Below are 21,436 nucleotides of genomic sequence, written 5' to 3'. Positions count from 1 at the left end.
CGAAATATGCCGGAATTCTCCTAAAGGAAGAATTTCGACAGTTTCAGCCCCTGAGCCTGGTAGTTTGATGCCACCTGACCGTATGCCTCAGCAGGCGTTTCCAGCATCGGCTCATGCACCAGACGGGCAATGGGCTGACCGTGTTCAAGAATGAAGGGCACATCCCGGCCGCGCACTTCCAGTACGGCACGGGACCCGCTGCCGCCAGCTTCGCTGACGCCAAAACCCGGATCAAAGAAACCGGCGTAATGGGCCCGAAACTCGCCAATCTCCGGAGCGATTGGCGCCATTTCCGCAGCATCGCTGAGCGGTATCGCCACGGCCTCGCGGGACGCCAGAATGTAAAACTCGTCGGGATCCAGAACCAGCTGGCCGTCCAGCGCCGTCACCGGCTCCCAGAAACGCTCACGCGGATGCGCGCCAATTCCGGCCAGATCGACCAGGCCGGAATGACGACGTGCGCGGTATCCGACGATGCCGTTGTCGAAACCTTCCAGGTCCACGCTGACGGTCTGTTCCCGGGTCGGATGATGTCCGCCCTGGCGGAAACGCACCTGGCCGAGCCGGTCACCTGTGCGCGCAAGAATGGAGAAGGTGCGCGGCGAGACTTCCGCAAAGAGCGGACCTTCATAGCCCTCAGGTGCCTGGTCAAATGCTTCCGCGCCATCCGCAATGACCCGTGTAAAGACATCGATGCGGCCGGTAGAACTTTTCGGGTTCATCGCCGCCGTCATGCCCGCGGGCAGTTTCAGCCCTTCCAGCAAGGGTACGAGGTAGACACAGCCGGTCTCCAGCACCGCGCCCTGTTCCAGGTCAATCGTGTGCATGACCAGGTCCGGCGTCAGCCGCGACTGGATCGAGCGTCCCGATCCGGGCAGGAAGCTGGCGCGCAGGCGGTAGGCGATGCGTCCAAGACGCAAGTCCAGGCTGGCGGGCTGGATCTGTCCGTCCGCGAGCGCATCCTGCGTGACAACACCACCCTCGGCGACAAGCGCGGCGAGCTGGCGATCCGATAAAATTCCGTGAGAAGACATCATCAAGCTTCGAGTCAGTTGGCGCTTCATGTTGACCATCCCGAGGCTGCTGTCCAGCTATGCTGACCGTAGGACTTGAGCCGCGCCGCCGACAGGAGGATGATGCGCGCAGTTTTGGTGGGGACGTTCGCCGCAATGAACGCTGCAGGAATGACCGAAGAAGAATACCAGGGATATGAATCCACGACGCGCGACATCCTGATCCGCGTCGAGCCGGATTACATGGAGGATGAGTCCGAGCCAGAGGCGGGGCGCTTCGTCTGGTCCTATACGGTCGAGATCGAGAACCATGGCCAGCGGCCGGTTCAGCTGATCTCGCGCAAATGGGTGATCACCGATGCCTTCGGTCGCCAGGAACATGTCCAGGGCCCCGGCGTGGTTGGCGAACAGCCGGTCATCGAGCCGGGCCAGCGCTTTCGCTATACCAGCGGCACGCCGCTGACGACATCGTCCGGCTTCATGCAGGGCAGTTACGAGATGGTGGAAACCGATGGCGAGAGCTTTGCCGCCATCATTCCCAGCTTCTCGCTGGACCGTCCCGACGACGTCGCCCGGATCCACTAGGCCAGCGCCCTCGTGACAGGCTCCCTCCGCCCCGTCTTCTACGCCATCGGCGCCATGGTCGGCGTGCTCGGACTGATGATGTTCATTCCGGGCATTCTCGATCTGGCAGACGGGAATAATGCGACCGCAGACGCGTTTTTGCTGTCCGGCGTGCTGACCACCTTCATGGGCGGCGCCGTCATGCTGGCCATGCGCTCGGAGGTGAAGGGACTGACGCCGCGCGCGGCCTTCGTGCTGACAGTCGGCGCCTGGGTCGCCCTGTGTCTTGCAGCCGCCCTGCCCCTGCACCTGTCCGATGAGGGGCTGAACTGGACGGACGCCATTTTCGAGGCGGTCTCCGGCCTCACCACAACCGGATCAACAATCCTGACCGGGCTGGACGAGCGGCCGGATGGCATTCTGATCTGGCGCGCCATCCTGCAATGGATCGGCGGCATCGGCATTATCGTGACCGCCATGGCCTTCTGGCCGATGCTGGGCATTGGCGGCATGCAGCTCTTTCGTATGGAAAGTTCCGACGCCTCGGACAAGGTCCTGCCACGCGCCCAGGAAATCGCCTCCGCGATTTCACTGATCTATCTGGCGCTGACTGTGACGTGTGCGATTGCCTACGGGCTCACCGGCATGAGCTGGCTGGAATCCATCGCCCATGCCATGACCACGGTGGCAACGGGGGGCTATTCGACCTCGGACGACAGTCTGGGCGCCTTCACCCAGGGCGGCTCCGATCTCGTTGCGCTGACTTTCATGCTGCTCGCAGCGCTGCCATTTGGCATTTTCCTGCTGGCCCTGCGCGGCAAGCCGGGCGCGTTGTGGAAGGACGCCCAGGTGCGCGGTTTCTTCGTGATCGTGCTGGTCGCGACGCTGGGCTTCACGTTTTTCCTGGCCTCCACCGACGCCCATGGCGATGGCTCGGCCCTGCGCGTGGCGAGCTTCAATGTGGTGTCCATCATCACGGGAACAGGGTTCGCGACCGCGGACTATGACGGCTGGGGGCCGCCGGCCCAGGCCGCCTTCTTTGTCTTCATGTTCATCGGGGGCTGTGCCGGTTCGACGACCTGCAGCGTCAAGATTTTCCGCTATCAGATCGCGGGGTCGGCCATGCGGCGCTACATGGAAAACCTGCTGCGCCCGAACGCCATCATCCCGATCCGCTACAATGGCCGCAGCGTTGCCGACAGTGCGCTCCACTCCGTCTTCGGCTTTTTCTTCGTGTTCTTCGCGGTCTATGCCGTCAGTGCAGCCTTGCTCTCACTGATCGGGCTGGACACCACCACAGCGCTCTCCGGCGCCGCCACCAGCCTCGCCAATGTCGGCCCGGGCCTGGGCGAGATGATCGGTCCGTCAGGCACGTTCGCCGACCTGCCGGACACCGCCAAATGGGTCCTCACCGGCAACATGCTCATCGGCCGGCTGGAAGTCCTGGCCGTCCTGGTCTTTCTGAGCCCGCGCTTCTGGCGGTACTGATCAACCGCCAAGCTCTTCCGGCGTGAAGGCCCAGTCCTTGTTGCAATACTCGCAGGTCATGACGATCTTGCCGTCGACCAGCATGTGGTCACGGTCGTCCTGGGAGAAGCGCTGCAGGATGGTCATCAGGTGCTGGCGGTCACAGCCGCAGCGGCGAGGCAGGGCCATGGGTTCGAACAGGCGGACGCCGTCCTCGTTGAACAGGCGATAGAGCAGCGTGCCGGCCGAGAGATCCGGGTCGAGCAATTCCGCGTCCTCGATGGTCTCGAACAGGGCGCGGCAATGATCCCAGTCATCGGCGACTTCGCCACGGGTCTCGTCGCTGGCAAAGGCCTGCAGCATCATGCCGCCGCCACGCCAGGTCTTCGTTCCGGCCTCGTCCCAATGCTCGCCCACCGCCACACGGATCCGGGTCGGCAATTGCTCGGACTGACGGAAATAGGTTTCCGCGGCGTCCACCAGGCTGTCGCCTTCCAGTGGGACCACACCCTGATACGGCTCCATGTTCGGGCCATGATCAATGGTCAGCGCCAGCCGGCCCTCGCCGAGCAGGCATTTGACCCAGCTCATATCCTCGGGCTTGGCCGCGACGGCCTCGTCATAGGCCTCGCGATCAAGCTTGGCATAGCCCCGTACACCTTGTGACGCGACATATTCCGCGACAATGAAGGCGAGCGGACCATTGCCCTGCGCCTGGACGATCAGGCGTCCGTCAAACTTCAGCGCATTGCCGACCAGGCCGGCCAACAACACCGCCTCACCGAGCATGCGTGCGACCGGTTCGGGATAGTCATGCGCCGAGAGAATGAGGTTGAGCGTCTCGCCGAGACGCGACACACGCCCCCTCACCGCACGGTTTTCAACCTGAAAACCGGCTACGATGTCATCGTGTTCGCCAAGCGGGTCATTGGGGGCGTCTGTCATGAATGCGTCTTCTGTCTAGCTGGCTTCCAGCTGGCCGAGTGCCTCGTCAATGATGGCAACGGCTTCACTGGCATCGTCCTGGGTGATCACAAGCGGCGGCGCCATGCGGGAGACATTGTCCCCGGCCGCACCAACCAGCAGATGGCGATCGCGGCACAGACCTGCAAGCTTCTTGGGATCATATCCGGCTTTCAGCTTGATACCGATCAACAGCCCCTTGCCGCGAACTTCCTCGACCTTGTCAGCGTGACGGTCGAGAAGACCGTGCAGCTGCTGGCGCAGGAAGTTGGAGACATCATTGACCTGTTCCATGAAACCGTCAGCGGTCAGCTCGTCAAAGACGACATTGCCGACAGCCATGGCCAGCGGGCCACCGCCATAGGTGGAACCGTGCGTGCCAACGACCATGCCTTCAGCGGCCGCTTCGGTGGCCAGGCAGGCGCCCATCGGAAAACCGCCGCCAATGCCCTTGGCAGACGCCATGATGTCTGGTTCAGCACCTTCAACCCACTGGTGGGCGAACAGCTTGCCGGTACGGCCGGCACCGGACTGGACTTCATCATAGATGACCAGGATGCCGTGCTCGTCGGCCAGTTCACGAATGCCGCGCAGGCACGCTTCTGGAACAGCACGGACACCACCTTCACCCTGGACCGGCTCGATGCAGATCGCGGCGGTTTCCTCGGTGATGGCAGCCTTGAGCGCTTCATGGTCACCGAACTCGACCTGGTCAAAACCTTCCATCGCCGGGCCGAAACCCTCGAGATATTTCGGGTTGCCGCCGGCATTGATGGCGCCATAGGTGCGGCCGTGGAAAGCGCCGGTGAAGGTGATGATGCGGTAGCGCTGCGGATTGCCGTTCACGAAATGATAGCGGCGCGCCGTCTTGAGCGCACATTCCATGGCTTCCGCGCCGGAATTGGTGAAGAAGACACGGTCAGCGAAGGTCGCATCGGTCAGCTTCTTTGCCAGCTCAACACCGGCCGGGACGCGGAACATGTTGGAGAGGTGCCACAGCTTGCCAGCCTGTTCGGTGAGCGCTGCAACCGCCTTGGGGTGCGCATGACCCAGGCAATTCACGGCAATACCGGAAATGAAGTCCAGGTATTTGTCACCCTTGTCGGTAATCAGGCGAACACCTTCGCCGCGTTCAAAATTCAGATCCGGCGGTGCGTAAGTGTCCATCATCGGCGCTGGCATGAGTATACTCCCCTCATAAGCTGATTATCGGCACCCGGGAATGAGCACCGTTTCTTCCGGTCTAGGCCGGGAAGATCAGCTCTTCAAGCGCCAGCCTGCACGCAGCACCGCATAGCAGCTCACCGCGAGCGCAATGTTGATCACTGCAACAACAATAACGCCGATCAGGAGTGAGCCATCCGCGTGTCCGGTAAAGCCGTAGCGAAAGCCGTCAATCATGTAGAAAAAGGGATTGAAATAGCTGATGGACCTGACCGCATCCGGCAACATCGTCACCGAGTAGAACGTGCCCGAAAGAAAGGTCGCCGGCATGATGAAGAAGTTGTTCACGACCGCGAGGTGATCAAACTTCTCCGCCCAGATCCCGCCGATCACACCCACCATGGCCAGCATGGCTGCGGCACCCATTCCGAAATACAGGACCGCCCAGAAATGTGAGGGCACCAGATCGACGAAGGGCAGCATGGTCAGTGCCGTGGCCACGCCAACAACAAGACCGCGCGTAATCGCACCACCGACAAAGGCCAGGAAGAGTTCCAGCGCCGAAAGGGGCGGCATCAGGAAGTCCACGGTATTCCCCTGCACCTTGGAGACGAGCAGCGAGGAGGAGGAATTGGCAAAGGCGTTGTTGAGAACCCCCATAAGTATGAGGCCCGGAGCCAGAAAGACCGGGAAATCCACACCATTTATTGCAGGTCGGCTTGACCCGATTGCCACCACGAAAACCGTCATGAAGAGCAGGGTTGTCGCAACTGGCGCCATCACTGTCTGGAACACGACTTTCATGAAGCGCCGGACCTCTTTTTTGTAAAGAGTCCAAAGGCCTAGCCAGTTTACGGCTCCAAATTCCCGCGGCGCGGTAACAGGTCTTAAGCTTGAGTTACTCATATCGAATTACCCTTAAGGTCTCGGTAACCATCACCGTTAACGATTGGCCTGACAAGAGATCTTTCCACAGGCTTGGACAGAGGCCCATCTTGTGGCTGACAGGCTGTAGGATACAATATCTAGTGTAATTAAACATGAATTGAGAGATGCGGGATTTACCTTCATCAAGGTAAGGAACGCACCCCACCGGGAGATCTAGTGCGATGGCTTGGACGGACGAACGCGTAGAAGAATTGAAAAAACTCTGGTCAGAAGGCCTGAGTGCCAGTCAGATTGCCAAACAGCTTGGCGGTGTGACCCGTAACGCCGTGATTGGCAAGGTCCATCGTCTGGGCCTGTCTGGTCGCGCAACACCATCTCGTCCGGCTCGTCGCACCGTGAAGCCTTCCCGGCCGCGTACAACAACGGCGTCCACCCCGCCAGTAGCGCGCACTCCGGTGCGCCCCACCCCCTCAGCGCCCCCTGCAACGCCGCCAGCGCCGGTGGAGCCTGCCGTACTGCCTTCCGGCGAGTTTGCCACTGTCCTGACCCTGCGTGACAGCATGTGCAAATGGCCAATCGGCGACCCGGCCTCGTCCAGCTTCCGCTTCTGCGGCCGCAAGACGACGGGTGATCAGACTTATTGTGACGCGCACGCCGACATGGCGTACCAGCCGAGCCAGAAGCGCCGCCGTCGCAATTCCGACGCCGCTGCTGCCCTCGACGCAATCGCGGCCACACGCCGTTATAATTTCTAGCCGGACACCCCCTCTCACCCCCCGTCCGGCAGAATAGCGGCCACCTCTCCCCCGGGGTGGCCGCTTTTTCTATGGAGGGATGCCTCACCACCTAGTCAGGGAGTGGACGTGCCTCGCCGCGGTCGATGACAAACCAGTCCGTGCCCGGATAGCGTCGTTCGAGGGTCCAGTCGAAACCACCACCATCCGACAGGAAACTTGTCTGGCTCCGGGCCTCGAACGGGCCGAACTGGTCCTATCCCTCGAACTGCGTGCCGAAACCGTTTTCGCGGAGCACCGGGTATTGTTCGGAAATCGCCCAGCTATCCTCGGCGGCGGAGTAATAGAGCTGGTCCAGCCCCTAGCCACCGACATGCAGGGTCTGCAACACCGTGCCGAAATACCTTCCGTCCTGCATGAACCAGTCGGTACGCAGGCCCTTGCCGCCGAGATCGGCCGCGACGTGAATGGAGAAATGGTGTTCTTCCATCTGCCCGGGCCCGGTCATCAGCCAGTTGGTGACTTGCCAGCGCCCAAGGGTCGGCTGGAAATCTTCCAGCGTGACAGATGCGGCTTGGATTTCGGAGCGAGATGCATCCTGGGCCTGAACTGACACGGAGGCAGAGAGGACGAGGCCCAATACGGCCAGACTTGTGATGAGGTGTTGCAAAGAACAGCTCCCTGAACGGTAAAGCTGTCATCCTAGAAAGCGGCCACCGGGGAGCAAGCGACCACCGGGCTAACGTCCCGGAAGAGTTACGAGTTCTAGATATACAGTGACGAACCGCTCGGCGCAGCGACGATCGAAACGGCGATCGCGGCGAGAATACCTGCGGAAATGATCAAACCAGCCCAGCGCATTATTGCCTCCTTGAGTGTTCACAAGAGACATAATCGCGACTGAACCCGACATTAATGGCCAAACGAGAACAGTATCTGTTCCGATTGGCGGGGAATTAGAGCCCCGACGTGTCGAAGGAATAGCCCGCTGACCGTACGGTGCGGATCGGATCGCGCTCTTCCTTGGTGTTCAGAGCCTTGCGCAAGCGACCGACATGAACATCCACCGTGCGCGCCTCGACATAGACGTCGGAGCCCCAGACAGCGTCCAGCAATTGCTCGCGGGAGAAAACCCGCCCCGGATGCTGCATGAGATAGTCGAGCAGACGAAATTCGGTCGGCCCGAGATGGATCTCGCGTTCGGATCGCTTCACACGGTGCGCGACGCGGTCCATGGCAATATCGCCCTGGCGGACAACATCCTCGGCGAGCCCCGGGCGGATCCGGCGCAGCACGGCGCGAATCCGGGCGAACAATTCCGTCATCGAGAACGGCTTGACGATATAATCGTCCGCGCCTGTATCAAGGCCGCGCACCCGATCGGTTTCCTCGCCACGGGCTGTCAGCATTATGATCGGCACATTGGCGGTTTCCTGGCGCCCACGCAGGCGTCGACACACTTCAATGCCCGATACTTTCGGCAACATCCAGTCGACCAATACGAGGTCCGGTGTTTCTTCCTCGGCGAGGATCAGGCCCTCCTCGCCATCGCCCGCCACGCGGACCTGATACCCCTCTTTCTCCAGATTGTACTGAAGCAGCGTTGCGAGAGCGTCTTCGTCTTCAACAACAATCACTTGGGGTTTCATGCCTGCACTCCTGCGTCAGGCCTCGAGCGTGTCGCTGTCTTCCAACTGCTCACCCGTGGCCATGAAATGTACGGCTTCGACGATGTTCGTGACGTGGTCGCCAAGCCGCTCCAAATTCTTTGAGACAAAAAGAACCGGGACACCCGGTTCCACGAATTGCGGGTTCTGGGTCATCGACATCAGAACCTCGCGGGTGACGGCGTTGTGGTGTTCATCCACCTCGTCATCGGCCTGCCAGACCCGGATCACTGAAGCGACGTCCTGGTTGGACAGCGTGTCCAGACCATCACGAAGCTGCTTTGCGACCACGGCACCGAGACGCTCGATCTGTCCGAGTACCGGCATGGGCGGGAACTCGTTCATGTCCTCGGCGCGGAAGGCGATGTTCTTGGCGAGATCACCCATACGCTCGAGATCGCTGGCGATCTTCATCGCCGAGATCGTCACGCGCAGATCGGCCGCCATCGGCTGGCGAAGAGCAAAGAGGCGCACAACCCGCCGTTCGACACCGGCTGCCAGTTCATTCACTTTCTTTTCCCGCTCGCGCACAGCAGGCACGACGGACAAATCTCGGCGAATAAAGGCCTGCAGTGATTCAGTCAGCTGGGTTTCCACCAGACCGCCCATGCGCAGCAGATCATCGGCCAGCTGGTCGAGTTCTGCCCCATAGGCGGACACAATGTGCGAATGCTGTGTCTGGTTCATTTGATCTCCGTGCCCTCGCGGCTGAACCACGAGGAGGTTTGTTTCGACACACTGATCCGCAGCCAACAGGCCTGACTAAACGAGAAGCGTGTACTAGTGCGTTTGATGCGCCGATTTATGACAGTCTTATAACTGTTTTGTGACACTGTGCGGTTTTTGTCGAAATTTGCCTAATTCGCAAGGTTTTCGGGCTCAACAACACTTGTCGGATCCACGGGCAGGAAGATTGAGAATACCGATCCCACCCCGGGCGCGCTTTCAACAGTGAAACCGCCACGATGGCGATTGACGATGTGTTTCACAATCGCAAGGCCAAGACCGGTCCCTTCCTTGGGGCCGCTTTTCTGACCATCGACACGATAGAAACGCTCCGACAGCCGGGGCAGATCGCGGCGCTGGATTCCCTTGCCGGTATCCTGGACACGGATGGCTACATATCGACTGTCCGCCTCGACCTTCGGGGCCGCAAGTGTCAAGCGGCTTGAACCCTGGCCCAGGCTCAGCGGCGGGCGCTCGGCAGCATCGCGAGAGACGGCGGCGGTTACGGTGACGCCAATTCGTGCATCCTGACCGCCATACTTGATGGCGTTCTCGATCAGGTTCTGGACCACTTCCGTCAGCTGGTCACGATCTGCGATCGCTCTCGCCGCCTCATTCAGTGACTGATCAACAGTGATGTTCTGCTTCTCGATCTGCGGACGCAGGAAACTGACCACATCCTCCACGACGGCACCCGGATCAACTGTTCCAACAGGAGCGACATGCTCATCCATTTCCACGCGTGACAGCGAGAGGAGATCATTGATCAGGCGCTGCATGCGCTCGGTCTGGTCAAACATGATCGACAGGAATCGATCACGTGCGTCGGGATCATCCTTGGCGTGCCCCATCAAGGTCTCGATGAAACCGGCCAGTGATGCGAGCGGGGTGCGCAGCTCATGGCTGGCATTGGCGAGGAAGTCCGCCCGCATGCGGTCAGCACGCTTGATCGAGGTTTCATCTGTCAGCACGAGCATCGCGCGGCGCTCGACATCCGGTGCATCGGCTTGACCGAGTGGCGCTATAAAGGCGCGGACATGGCTCTCGACCGGCGCCATGGTTGAGTATTCTACCGGCTGGACGCTCTCCCCGCGCAGGGCGGCGCTAACCGCTTCAAGGATTTCAGGCTGGCGCAGCACACCGGACAGGTGAACAACGCCGTCGCCCAGCCCGAGAAACTTCCGGGCCTCGGGATTTGCATCCTCAACCTTGCCGGAACCGGCAATGACGATCACGGGAATAGGCAGGCTGTAGAGAAGGTCTTGTGCCGTCAGACCGGGCGAACTTTCTCCGGCGCCGTCACCAGCATCTTCACCACCTTCCTCATAGGACAGATCCACCTGCGGGGGCAGAGACGTACTTACGGTCAGGAAGTAGATGACCGAGAGGGCAGTGATGGTCGCGATCGCCACAAAAGCCTGCACAAAGGCGAGCTCGCCAAACAGCCACAACAGCAATACTACACCGCCCCCAAGAGCAGCGACAGCAGCAGTATCGCGGCGGCGAATACGAGTGGATGGTTGGTTTCGGTGCAGACGAGAACTCACCAGGCGCTCCTCATTCAGTGAATAGATTATCGGAATACTGAGATTTGTCGCGTTTTGGAAATATTTCTGCCGCAAAACGCATCCAATCAACGGCGCAAATGCATCGAATCCATGAGCCAAGAGATGCTTACAGAAATTTCACATCTCGAAAAACGAGAGGCTTTTCATGTCATTCGATAGGCATTTAATGTTTTTCGATAAATTTATGTTGACTTTCGCTATGCCGATCATAGGATGCCGGCAGAGTCGAAGTAAGAATGTGCGGGGCACACGCATGCGTAAAAATCTACTCACACTGGCGACAGCGTTGACGGCAGCGTCTTGCGCCAGTGTGCCGGCCTTTGAATCTCAGGACGTCCTCCCCCAGGCGCCTCACAACTGGTCCAGCGCACCCGATGCAGGTGATGGTCCACACGTGAGCGACTGGGTGGCGTCATTCAATGCGCCACGTCTGGTTTCTCTTGTGGATGAAGCCTTTGAAGGCAATCCGAGCCTGGCCCAGTCGCTGGCTCGCTATGACTCGGCACGGGCCAGCGCCCGGATCGCCGGCGCCAGCCGTCTGCCGACGCTCGGCGTATCCTTCGGGCACACACGGAACGAGCCGAACAGCGGTCCGTCCTCGGACCAGTTCTCACTGGGACTATCCTCAAGCTGGGAAGTCGATCTGTGGGGGCGCGTTCGCAATAACGCCAACGCGGCTGATCTCGACGCCGAAGCGGCCGCCCAGGACCTGCGCGGATCGCAATTATCGATCGCCGGTCTGGTTTCCAAGGCATGGCTCGACCTGACCGAAGCCCGTCTGCAAACCGAACTCGCTGAGCGCGATTTCACCGCCAAGGAAAATGCCCTTGCCCTGACCGAGCGCCGCTTTGCCCGCGGCCTCGTTCGCAGTTCGGACGTGCGCACGGCGCGCAGCGCCCTGGCTTCATCCGAAGCCGCGCTCGCCTCCCGCCGCCGTGCGGAAGCCTCATCTGCCCGCAGCCTTGAAACCCTGCTGGGCCGTTATCCCTCGGCCCGCATCGAACGCGATGAGGACTTCCCAGCGCTCGGTGAACTCGCAGGTCTGGGTTCGCCGCAGGACCTGCTGACCCGTCGTCCGGACGTGATCGCGGCTGAACGCCGTCTGGTCGCAGCCGGTTTGCGTGTCGACGCCGCCCGCGCAGCGCTCTTCCCGAGCCTCTCGCTGTCCGCCTCCTCCGGCACAGGCGGCGCAAATATTGAAGATCTCACGGATATAGACGGCCTGCTGTCCTCGCTGACCACATCCCTGACGGCACCCATCTTCCGCGGCGGCCAGCTACGCGCCCAGCGCGACCAGGCTATCGCCAATGCCGAACTGCAGATCGCCAGTTATGTCCAGACGGTTCTGGGCGCCTGGCAGGAAGCAGAAAATGCGATTTACGCCGACACCATCTTGGCGTCCCGCGTTGACAGCCTAGGTAGGGCCTTCGAGGAGGCCGCCGAGGCCGAGGAACTTGTCACCCAGCAATATGCTCGTGGTGTCGCGACGATCTTCGACCTGCTCAACGCATACTCCCGCCGCATCAGCGCGGAGAGTCAGTACATCTCAGCACGCCGCGCCCGCGCGGCAAATCGTGTGGACCTTTATCTCGCCATCGCCGGCGATTTCTCCGCGGCCGCGTCCGCAGACCCGGCTGCGCATACTGGAGAATAATCATGGCTTTCATCGGACGTTTCATCATCATCGGTGTTGTTGTTGCCGCCATCATCGGCGTCGTCGTCATGCTCAACGCCACCGCCCCGCAACCGGAGCGCGCCAATGCGGCGCCGCGTCCCGTAGCGGTCTTTGTATCTGAAGCCCAGCTGGACACGGTTTCGCTGACCGTTGTCACCCAGGGCGAAGCGCGGCCACGCACCCAGATCAACCTGGTTCCGCAGGTGTCTGGACGCATCACCTATGTAAATCCGGACTTCATCGAGGGCGGTTTCTTCGAAGCCGGCGAGACCCTGGTTCGCATCGAGGACGCTGATTACCGCCTGGCGGTAACCCGTGCCGAGGCCCAGGTCGCGCAGGCCGAGCAGGGTCTGGCTCGCGAACAGGCTGAATCAGACCTCGCACGCTCGGAATGGGAGCAACTGGGTGAAGGTGAAGCTTCTTCCCTGACGCTGCGCGAACCGCAGCTGGCTGAAGCGCGCGCCCAGCTCGCAGCGGCCCGCGCCACACTTCAGGATGCGCGTCTGGACCTCCAGCGTACGCGGGTATCCGCACCGTTCGCTGGCCGCGTCCGTTCCAAGAACGCAGATCTCGGTCAGTTCGTCAGCGCCGGCACGCCCCTGGGCGAAGTCTTCTCGACCGACCGCGTGCAGGTTCGCCTGCCCCTGACCGATTATGATCTGGGGCTGCTGGGCATCCCGGTCGCCTTCAACGCTGCCGAGGAAGGCGCCGGTATTCCGGTCACCCTGTCTGCGGTCGTTGCCGGTCAGCAGCGCTCCTGGAACGCGGAAATCACGCGTACGGACAGTGCCATCGATTCACAGACGCGCGTTCTCTACGCCATCGCCGAAGTCGAAGACCCGTACGGCACGGCCGCCGAGAGCGGTTCGCCGCTGGCCGTTGGCCTGTTCCTGACCGCCGAAATCGAGGGACGTGAAGTCGAGAATGTCTACGTCCTGCCACGCGCAGCCCTGCGCGGCGAAAACACGATCTATGTCGCCGAGCCGGGTGGTCGCCTGTCCGTCCGGACGGTCGATGTTGTCACCTCCAACGCCGAGAGCCTGATCGTTTCCTCCGGTGTTCGCGGTGGCGAAATGGTCGTGATCTCTCCGGTTCGCGGTGCCAATGACGGCATGCGCATCCAGTCGCTCGACAACGATGGCGAAGTCATCGCGGCATTCTCCGCGACGATCGAAACCGAATCCGACAACGCGGAAGAAGGCCTGGCCGAATCCGATGCTGGCAATAGCGGCGAGCCCGTTTCCAGCGCAGGTTAATCCAGCAAACATATCTGAAGGACAAGGCCATGACCGACCCTAACGAAACACATCAGGAAGCTCCCAAGGGCATCATCGGATGGTTTGCTGCGAATTCCGTCGCTGCCAACCTGCTGATGATCGTGGCCCTGCTGGGCGGCCTGTTCGGATATTTCCAGCTCAACCGCGAGGTCTTCCCGAGCGTCGCCATCAACGGAGCCACTGTCTCCGTGGCCTGGCCAGGCGCCTCGCCGCAGGAAGTCGAGGAACAGATTATCGTCCGGATCGAGGAAGCGCTGATCGATATCGACGGCGTTGACACGATCACCTCGACGGCCGTTGAAGGCAGCGGCTTCATCAACATCGCCGGCAAGCCGTCCGTCGACATCCCGTCCTTCATCGACGAGATCAAGCTAAACGTCGACTCGGTGAACAACCTGCCGCAATCCTCCTTCCGCCCGTTCGTCAACCAGTGGCGCGCCTCGGACTGGCTGATCGGCTTTGCCGTGCATGGTGATATTGATCGCCGTGACCTGCAGCAGATTTCAGATGAGATCCGCGACGAGGTTGCCAACCAGGTGCCCGGTGTTTCCATCGTCGGCATCATGGGACGCCTCAATGAAGAGGTCTCCATCGAATTGTCCGAGCAGAGCCTGCAGCGCTACGGCCTGAGCTTTGACGAAGTGTCCCGCGCAGTTCGCTCCAGCTCCCTCAATGCCTCAGCCGGCAGCGTCCGCACAGAACTCGGCGATCTCAGCCTCACATCCCGCCAGCTGGCGGATTCACAAGCTGAATTCGAGGACATCATCATTCGCCAAACGCGTGATGGTGGCACCTTGCGCGTCCGCGACGTCGCGCGCGTCAATGACGGTTTTGTCGATGCCAACCTCGCCTCGACCTATAACGGCGAGAACATGGTCGTGGTCTATGTGCAGACCACCCCGAATGTTGACGTCGTCGATATCTCCAACGGCGTTCAGGAGTATCTGGAAAGCAAGCGCGCGGAACTGCCTGACGGCGTCTCCCTGTCTCTGTGGTGGGACAATTCCGAGATGTACAAGGCACGCATGGACACCATCATGAACTCCGCCCTCATCGGTGGCGGTCTGGTTCTGATCGTCCTCTTCCTGTTCCTGCGCCCTGATGTCGCCTTCTGGGTCACAGTGGGAATTTTCACCGCGTTTGGTGGTGCCTTCCTGCTGCTGCCCATGATGGACGTCTCGCTGAACATGCTGTCGCTGTTCGCCTTCCTGCTCGTCATCGGTATCGTGGTCGACGACGCGATTGTGGTCGGGGAAAACATCCACGACAGGGTAGAACGCGGGGAAAAAGGCCTGACCGCCGCCGTGGTCGGCACGCAGATGGTCGCCAAGCCGGTGATCTTCGCCGTCATCACGACCATCATGATGTTCTCGCCCTGGATGCTGATCACGGGACCGACCGTTCAGTTTACCAAGCAGATCTCCCTGGTGGTTATCGCGGCCCTGACCTTCTCCCTGATTGAATCGCTGCTGATCCTGCCGGCTCACCTGAGCCATCTGAAGCCGCAGTCCAACAAGGGTATTTTCGGGCCGTTGATCGCGCTCCAGCGCGGCATTGCCCACACCTTGGTCGCCTTCGCGCGCGGCATCTATCGTCCGCTCGCCAAGCTCTCGATCCGCAATCGTTATGCAACGGTCATCGCGTTCACCGGTATCTTCTTCGTTTCCATCACGCTGATGAGCACCAACCGGGTCGGGTCGGTCTTCATGCCACAGATCGAGAACGAGACGATCCAGGTCTCGATCCAGCTGGCCGAAGGCACGCCGTGGAGCCGCACCGAACAGGTCCGGAGTCAACTCGACGCTGCCCAGGATGAAGCGCTGCAGTATTACCGCACGCAATACCCGGACAATGTCGACATGATCGAGAGCCGTTCGACAGTGGCCACCGACGGCAGTATCCGCGCCTGGATCACGCTCGCGGAGCCGGAGGACCGTCCAGGTTCGCTGCCGACAGTTGAAGTTGCACAGACCATTCGTGAAATGATGGGACCGGTTCCGGACGCTGAAGAAGTCCGCTTCGACTCCACCATCAACGAAGGTGGGAACTCGGTGAGTTTCGCCCTGTCCGGACAGGACCTCGACGAATTGCGCGAGGCAGCCGATGCCCTCAAGGATCAGCTGCGCAGCTATGACACCCTGTATGACATCGTCGACTCCATGCAGACCTCGACCCAGGAACTGCAGTTCACGATGCGACCGGACGCCCAGGCGCTGGGTCTGACCCTGTCGGACGTGACACGCCAGGTCCGCCAGGCTTTCTACGGCGAGGAGGCGCAACGCCTGCCACGCGATGGTCAGGACGTGCGGGTGATGATCCGCCTCGACCAGGAAAGCCGCCGCTCGCTGGACACGCTCCGTGACCTGCGCATCCGCACCGCCGATGGGCGTGAGGTTCCGCTGTCAGCTGTCGCCGATGTGGAGTTCGCACCGGGCCTCAACCGTATCCGTCGCCGCAATGGCATGCGGACGGTCACCGTCACGGCCGAGCTGTCTGACCCGATCGCACGCGGCGCTGTCGAGGAAAGCCTGACCAACGAGTTCTGGCCGAACTTTGACACGCGTTTCCCGCATGTCTCTCGCGACGAGATCGGCCAGGCCGAGGGTGAGCGTGAATTCATGCAGGAAGTCATGAACCTCCTGCTGCTTGCGCTGGCATCCATGTATCTGCTGCTGGCGATTGCTTTCCGGTCCTATTTCCAGCCGATCCTGATCATGATCGCCATCCCGTTCGCATTGACGGGCGCCATCTTCGGGCATTACCTGTACGACATCCCGATCGCGCTCTTCTCCTATTTCGGTGTGGGTGCAGCAGCAGGCGTTGTGATCAATGACAACCTCGTATTGATCGACTTCGTAAACCGGCTGCGGGCCAATGGAGTAGGCGCTTTCCAGGCGCTGGTAGACGCTGGCGTACAGCGTTTCCGTCCTATCCTGCTGACCTCGGTCACCACCTTCCTCGGCATCTTCCCGATGATGGCGGAACAATCGACCCAGGCTCAGTTCCTGAAGCCCATGGTCGTGGCCCTTGGCTTCGCGGTTGTCTTCGCACTCTTCCTGACGCTTTTCTTCGTCCCTGCCCTGTACGGCATCGGCGTCGATATCGCCCGCTTCTTCCGCGGCATGTGGACAGGCAAGAAACAGCCGTCTCTGGGCAGCGATTACGAGGACACTGACTTTGCTCATGGCGAACTGCCCGGTCACCTCGACCATTCGCCGGCCGAGTAACATACTTTCCCCCTGCGCCGGGTCGGCGCAGGGGATTTTCTTTTCGAGGGGAACATCATGAAAAAGATTTTGCTGGGCTGTTCGGCACTCGTATTGCTGGCAGCTTGCGACCCGGCGACGGTGACTTCCACCGACAGTGGCGCCTCCACCACTACCGAAACAACCGCCATGGCCGATATCGGCACGTGGGGTTTCGATGTAGACGGCATGGATGCCAGCTATCATCCGGGTGACGATTTCTTCCGTTATGCCAATGGCACATGGCTGGACAATACGACCATCCCGGAAGACCGCTCCAACTACGGCATGTTCACGGCACTCGCCATCGAGGCCGAGCAACAGGTCCAGGAAATCATCCTGGAACTGGCCAGCGCCAATGCCGAAGCGGGCTCTCCGCAGCAGCAGGTCGGCGACCTCTACGCCAGCTGGATAGACACGGACACACTGAACGCACGCGGTATCGAGCCGCTGGAGCCGTTCCTCGCGGAAATTCGTGGCGCCAGCACGCATGACGAGATCTCTGCGCTGTTTGCCAGCCTGCACCACCCGGCGCCCTACGGCTTCGGCATTATCCCTGATCTCGCCGACCCGACACGCTACACGGTCTTTGTTGGACAGGGCGGGCTGGGCCTACCGGATCGCGACTATTACCTGGATGAGGAAAACGACGCCTTCGCCCGTTATCGCGAGGCCTATGTCGCCTACATCGAAACCATTTTCGATCTTGCGGGCATTGAGGGCGGCGCCGGAAAGGCAGCTGCCATCATGGAGCTGGAATCCCGTCTCGCCGGCGTTCACTGGACGCAGGCCGAAAGCCGCGACATCCAGCGAATCTACAACCCGATGACGCTGCAGCAGATGGACGAGCTGGCTCCGGCCCTCAACATGGCTGACGGCATGGCGAGCATGGGCCTGGCCGAAGTCCCGACCTTCCTCGTCGCTCAGCCGAGCGCGATCGAGGGTGCTGCGACCATTCTCACCGAGACCCCGGTCGAGCTGTGGCACGACTACATGATCTTCCACACGATCAATAACAACACGGCCCGCCTGCCGGTCGCATTTGACCAGGCCAGCTTCGACTTCTTTGGCCGCACCCTGAACGGTACACCGGATCAGCGTCCGCGCGATCTGCGCGGTGTCGGTCTGGTTGGTGGCCAGCTGGGTGAAGTTGTCGGGCAGGTTTATGTCGAGCGCTACTTCCCGCCGTCCTCCAAGACGGACATGGAAGAGCTGGTCGCCAACCTGACAACAGCGTTTGAAGGCCGCCTGAACAATCTGGAATGGATGGATGACGAGACGCGTGCCAACGCCCTGCAGAAACTGTCCACTTTCGAACCGCGCATCGGTTATCCGGACAACTGGCGTGACTACAGCGCGCTGGAAGTACGTGCGGACGACCTGTTCGGTAATATGATCCGCCTGGCTGAGTTCAACTGGAATGACCAGGTTGAGGACCTGATGGGTCCGGTTGATCGCACCCAGTGGCCTTACCCGCCGCAGACGGTCAACGCGTCTTACAACCCGCTGATGAACCAGATCACTTTCCCGGCAGGCATCCTCCAGGCTCCGTTCTTTGATCCGAACGCTGATGCCGCGATCAATTACGGCGCCATCGGTGCCGTGATCGGCCACGAAATCGGCCACGGTTTCGACGATCAGGGCCGTCGTTTCGACTATGACGGCTCGGTCAATGACTGGTGGACGGAAGGCACCAATGCCCGCTTCGAGGAGCGTGCCGGTCGCCTCGGCGCCCAGTATGACGGCTATTCCCCGGTTGAGGGCATGTTCGTGAATGGCACTTTCACCATGGGTGAAAACATCGGCGACCTGGGTGGTCTGCAAATGGCTTACACGGCCTACCGCAACTATGTCGATGAACATCATGGTGGCGAAGCACCGGTGATCGACGGTTTCACCGGCGATCAGCGTTTCTTCCTCGCTTGGGCTCAGGTCTGGCGTCGCCTGTATCGCGAAGACAATCTGATTTCGCGTCTGTCGACCGACCCGCACAGCCCGTCGCAATACCGCACCAATGGTGTCGTCCGGAATCTGGACGCCTGGTACGAGGCCTTCAACATCACTGAAGATCACGCCCTCTACCTGCCACCGGAAGAGCGCGTCAAAATCTGGTAAGCAGCTCGCAAGAGTACAAAAACCCGGCAGCGCTCGCTGCCGGGTTTTTCGTTTTTCAAACCTCACGGATGCGTAAGTTGCACACACCAACGAAACGGCTAGTTTGGCTGTGAAGGGGACGCAACTTTCTTATTTTTGGGGGAGACGCGACCGTGCGTACACTTCTACTTTCAGGCGCGAGCCTTCTTTTGCTCGCAGCATGCACACCAGCAGCTGAAACGCCTGCCAACGACACAACAGCAAGCCAGGACGCCGCACACCAGGCAGCCTCCAGCGAAACCAGCGCCAATGAACCTCGTCTTGGTGATTGGGGCATCGAAACGCAATACATCGATGACAGCGTTCACCCGGGCGATGACTTTAATCGCTACGTCAACGGCGGTTGGCTGGACAGCACAGAAATGCCGCCGGGTTTCTCGCGTTTCGGCTCATTCACCGAACTCTTCCTGCTGTCTGAAGAGCGGATCAATGGCATCATCCAGGAAGCGTCGGAACAGAATGGCGCCCATGGAACACCGCAACAGCAAATCGGTGATCTCTACTCGTCCTTCATGGATCAGGAACGTCGCGAAGAGCTGGGTTTCGATCCGGTTCGCCCGATGCTCAGCCAGATCGCCTCAGCGAGCTCGCATGACGATATCGCAACTCTCATGGGTCAACCCGGCACATCGACGATTTTCGGGACCAGTTCCTTCCAGGACCAAGGCAATCCGCAACGCTACATCGTCTACATCAGCCAGGGTGGGCTGGGACTTCCGTCACGCGATTATTATCTTGAAGACAGTGAACGTTATCAAGGTATCCGGGATGGATATCTGGAATACATCGGAGATGTATTCGGCCTGATCGGCATGGACCAGGGCCAAGAGCGGGCACAAGCCGTGCTGGACTTGGAAACGGCCATCGCCCAGGTGCACTGGACCAATGAAGAAAGCCGTGATCGCACGCGCACATATAATCTGACCGCGACCGCTGATCTTGCAACAACAGCGCCCGGTTTCAATTGGACACGCTATCTCGAAGCGCTGGAGTATGCTGACCAGACCGAGATCGTCCTTCGTCAGAATACAGCAATCGAATCGCTGGCGGTTCTCTTTTCGGAGATCCCGGTATCCACATGGCAGGACTGGCTTAGCTTTCGGTATGTGGCCAGCAATCGCAATGTGCTCTCGCCATCATTCTACGAGCGCTCGTTTGACTTCTACAGCCGCACGCTTTCAGGAACGGATCAGCCGCGACCGCTTGAATCGCGTGGGGTCCAGTACGTGAACGGATCCATGGGCATGACCCTTGGCCAAATTTACGTCGAGCGATATTTCCCGCCTGAATACAAGCAGCAAATGGATACGCTCGTCGAGTATGTCAGTCGTGCCATTGGCGAGAGCCTGGAAACGCTGGAATGGATGGATGATGAGACCCGGGCGGAAGCCATCGTCAAATACGAGAGCTTCATCACAAAGATCGGGTATCCGGACGTATGGCCGGATTATTCCTCGATCGAAATCGCGTCCGACGATCTGTTCGGCAATGCCCAGCGCATCTCAGCCTGGGCACGTGCAGACACCCGCGCCCGCTTGCGCGGTCCTGTCCGTGATTGGGAATGGTTCATGTCACCGCAGACGGTGAACGCCTATTATGCACCAACGTCCAATGAAATCGTCTTCCCTGCAGCGATCTTGCAAGGGCCGTTCTTCGACCCGTTTGCAGACCCCGCGGTAAACTTCGGTGGAATCGGCGCAGTGATCGGACACGAGATGGGGCATGGCTTTGACGATCAGGGCAGCCGCTCGGACGGCACGGGAATGTTGCGCGACTGGTGGACGGAACAGAGCCGCGCGGCTTTTGACGCACGCACTGAAGGTCTTGTCGAGCAATATGGCGAATTTTCCCCAGTTGAAGGTGAATTCGTGAACGGGCGCCTGTCACTCGGAGAAAACCTCGCCGATGTCGGAGGCGTCGACCTCGCATATCGGGCTTATCAGCTCTATTTGCAGGACCAGGGGGAAGAAGCACCGGTTCTCGATGGTTTCACCGGAGACCAGCGTTTCTTCATGGCTTGGGCGCAGGTTTGGCGCAATCTTTACACTGAACAAGCGCTCGTCCAGCAACTGCGTGTCGGGCCGCACTCTCCGGCCCAGTATCGCGTGAACGGTACGGTCCGCAACCAGGACGCTTGGTATGAGGCATTCGGTATCACCGAAGATCACGAGCTGTACCTGCCGCCGGAAGAACGCGTCACGGTCTGGTAGAGACGACAACACTTGAAACAGGAGCCCGGCGGTTTTCACCGCCGGGCTTTTTCGTCTCTGCAATCCTCACGAATGCGTAAGTTGCACGCCGGTCGCAAAGCACTAAGTTACCGCACACTGA

The 21,436-nt window shown here is 60.3% G+C and carries 16 protein-coding genes; 8 read left to right on the top strand and 8 right to left on the bottom strand.

The window, feature by feature from the left end:
• Nucleotides 1–20: 20 nt before the first annotated feature.
• Nucleotides 21–1,064, bottom strand: coding sequence for a 2'-deoxycytidine 5'-triphosphate deaminase (locus JJ889_RS03630; protein WP_291891558.1), 1,044 nt, complete (start codon nt 1,062–1,064; stop codon nt 21–23).
• Nucleotides 1,065–1,169: 105 nt separating this feature from the next.
• On the opposite strand from JJ889_RS03630, the gene apaG reads away from it, so the two are divergent.
• Together apaG and JJ889_RS03620 are read left to right on the top strand one after the other, a co-directional pair.
• Nucleotides 1,170–1,598 (top strand): Co2+/Mg2+ efflux protein ApaG, encoded by a 429-nt coding sequence (gene apaG / locus JJ889_RS03625; RefSeq protein ID WP_291891556.1) that lies wholly within the window; start codon nt 1,170–1,172, stop codon nt 1,596–1,598.
• Nucleotides 1,599–1,610: 12 nt separating this feature from the next.
• Nucleotides 1,611–3,065 (top strand): TrkH family potassium uptake protein, encoded by a 1,455-nt coding sequence (locus tag JJ889_RS03620; protein ID WP_291891554.1) that lies wholly within the window; start codon nt 1,611–1,613, stop codon nt 3,063–3,065.
• Here JJ889_RS03620 and JJ889_RS03615 read toward each other — a convergent pair whose 3' ends face one another.
• From JJ889_RS03615 to JJ889_RS03605, 3 genes are all read right to left on the bottom strand, one after another.
• Entirely contained in the window at nt 3,066–3,989 is a 924-nt protein-coding gene (locus tag JJ889_RS03615) for an Hsp33 family molecular chaperone (RefSeq protein WP_291891553.1), read from the bottom strand.
• Between the two features lie 15 nt (nt 3,990–4,004).
• A complete protein-coding gene (locus tag JJ889_RS03610; protein ID WP_291891552.1) occupies nt 4,005–5,189 on the bottom strand; it encodes an aspartate aminotransferase family protein in 1,185 nt (394 codons plus the stop codon).
• Nucleotides 5,190–5,264: 75 nt separating this feature from the next.
• Nucleotides 5,265–6,077 carry an ABC transporter permease gene (locus JJ889_RS03605; protein ID WP_291891550.1) on the bottom strand — a complete coding sequence of 271 codons (813 nt, stop codon included), beginning with the start codon at nt 6,075–6,077 and terminating at the stop codon, nt 5,265–5,267.
• 203 nt (nt 6,078–6,280) lie between these two features.
• Here JJ889_RS03605 and JJ889_RS03600 point away from each other — a divergent pair, with 203 nt between their 5' ends.
• Nucleotides 6,281–6,814, top strand: a complete 534-nt coding sequence (locus JJ889_RS03600; RefSeq protein WP_291891548.1) for a GcrA family cell cycle regulator — start codon at nt 6,281–6,283, stop codon at nt 6,812–6,814.
• A 340-nt stretch (nt 6,815–7,154) separates the two neighbouring features.
• Here the strand turns inward: JJ889_RS03600 and JJ889_RS03595 are convergent, their stop codons facing one another.
• The 4 genes from JJ889_RS03595 to JJ889_RS03580 all read right to left on the bottom strand — a co-directional run bounded on the left by JJ889_RS03595 (nt 7,155) and on the right by JJ889_RS03580 (nt 10,733).
• Nucleotides 7,155–7,463, bottom strand: coding sequence for a hypothetical protein (locus JJ889_RS03595; protein ID WP_291891546.1), 309 nt, complete (start codon nt 7,461–7,463; stop codon nt 7,155–7,157).
• A 286-nt stretch (nt 7,464–7,749) separates the two neighbouring features.
• Entirely contained in the window at nt 7,750–8,442 is a 693-nt protein-coding gene (gene phoB / locus JJ889_RS03590; RefSeq protein WP_291891544.1) for a phosphate regulon transcriptional regulator PhoB, read from the bottom strand.
• 15 nt (nt 8,443–8,457) lie between these two features.
• On the bottom strand, nt 8,458–9,147 hold the full coding sequence (gene phoU / locus JJ889_RS03585; protein WP_291891542.1) for a phosphate signaling complex protein PhoU: 690 nt from the start codon (nt 9,145–9,147) through the stop codon (nt 8,458–8,460).
• 170 nt (nt 9,148–9,317) lie between these two features.
• On the bottom strand, nt 9,318–10,733 hold the full coding sequence (locus JJ889_RS03580; protein ID WP_291891540.1) for an ATP-binding protein: 1,416 nt from the start codon (nt 10,731–10,733) through the stop codon (nt 9,318–9,320).
• A 274-nt stretch (nt 10,734–11,007) separates the two neighbouring features.
• Here JJ889_RS03580 and JJ889_RS03575 point away from each other — a divergent pair, with 274 nt between their 5' ends.
• The 5 genes from JJ889_RS03575 (at nt 11,008) to JJ889_RS03555 (ending at nt 21,315) form a co-directional block, all read left to right on the top strand.
• Nucleotides 11,008–12,408: an efflux transporter outer membrane subunit gene (locus JJ889_RS03575; protein ID WP_291891537.1), complete on the top strand. Its 1,401-nt coding sequence runs from the start codon at nt 11,008–11,010 to the stop codon at nt 12,406–12,408.
• Nucleotides 12,409–12,410: 2 nt separating this feature from the next.
• On the top strand, nt 12,411–13,685 hold the full coding sequence (locus JJ889_RS03570; protein WP_291891536.1) for an efflux RND transporter periplasmic adaptor subunit: 1,275 nt from the start codon (nt 12,411–12,413) through the stop codon (nt 13,683–13,685).
• Between the two features lie 29 nt (nt 13,686–13,714).
• The gene (locus tag JJ889_RS03565) at nt 13,715–16,933 is read left to right on the top strand and encodes an efflux RND transporter permease subunit (RefSeq protein WP_291891534.1); all 3,219 of its coding nucleotides are present in this window, start codon (nt 13,715–13,717) and stop codon (nt 16,931–16,933) included.
• A gap of 57 nt (nt 16,934–16,990) precedes the next feature.
• Nucleotides 16,991–19,066, top strand: a complete 2,076-nt coding sequence (locus tag JJ889_RS03560; protein WP_291891533.1) for a M13 family metallopeptidase — start codon at nt 16,991–16,993, stop codon at nt 19,064–19,066.
• A 152-nt stretch (nt 19,067–19,218) separates the two neighbouring features.
• On the top strand, nt 19,219–21,315 hold the full coding sequence (locus JJ889_RS03555) for a M13 family metallopeptidase (protein ID WP_291891532.1): 2,097 nt from the start codon (nt 19,219–19,221) through the stop codon (nt 21,313–21,315).
• The last annotated feature ends 121 nt before the right edge of the window (nt 21,316–21,436 follow it).

The organism is Maricaulis sp. (genome assembly GCF_017643475.1).
Classification (GTDB): Bacteria; Pseudomonadota; Alphaproteobacteria; order Caulobacterales; family Maricaulaceae; genus Maricaulis.
The sequence above is the reverse complement of the archived record's forward strand: the minus strand, read 5'-3'. Positions and strand labels throughout refer to the sequence as shown.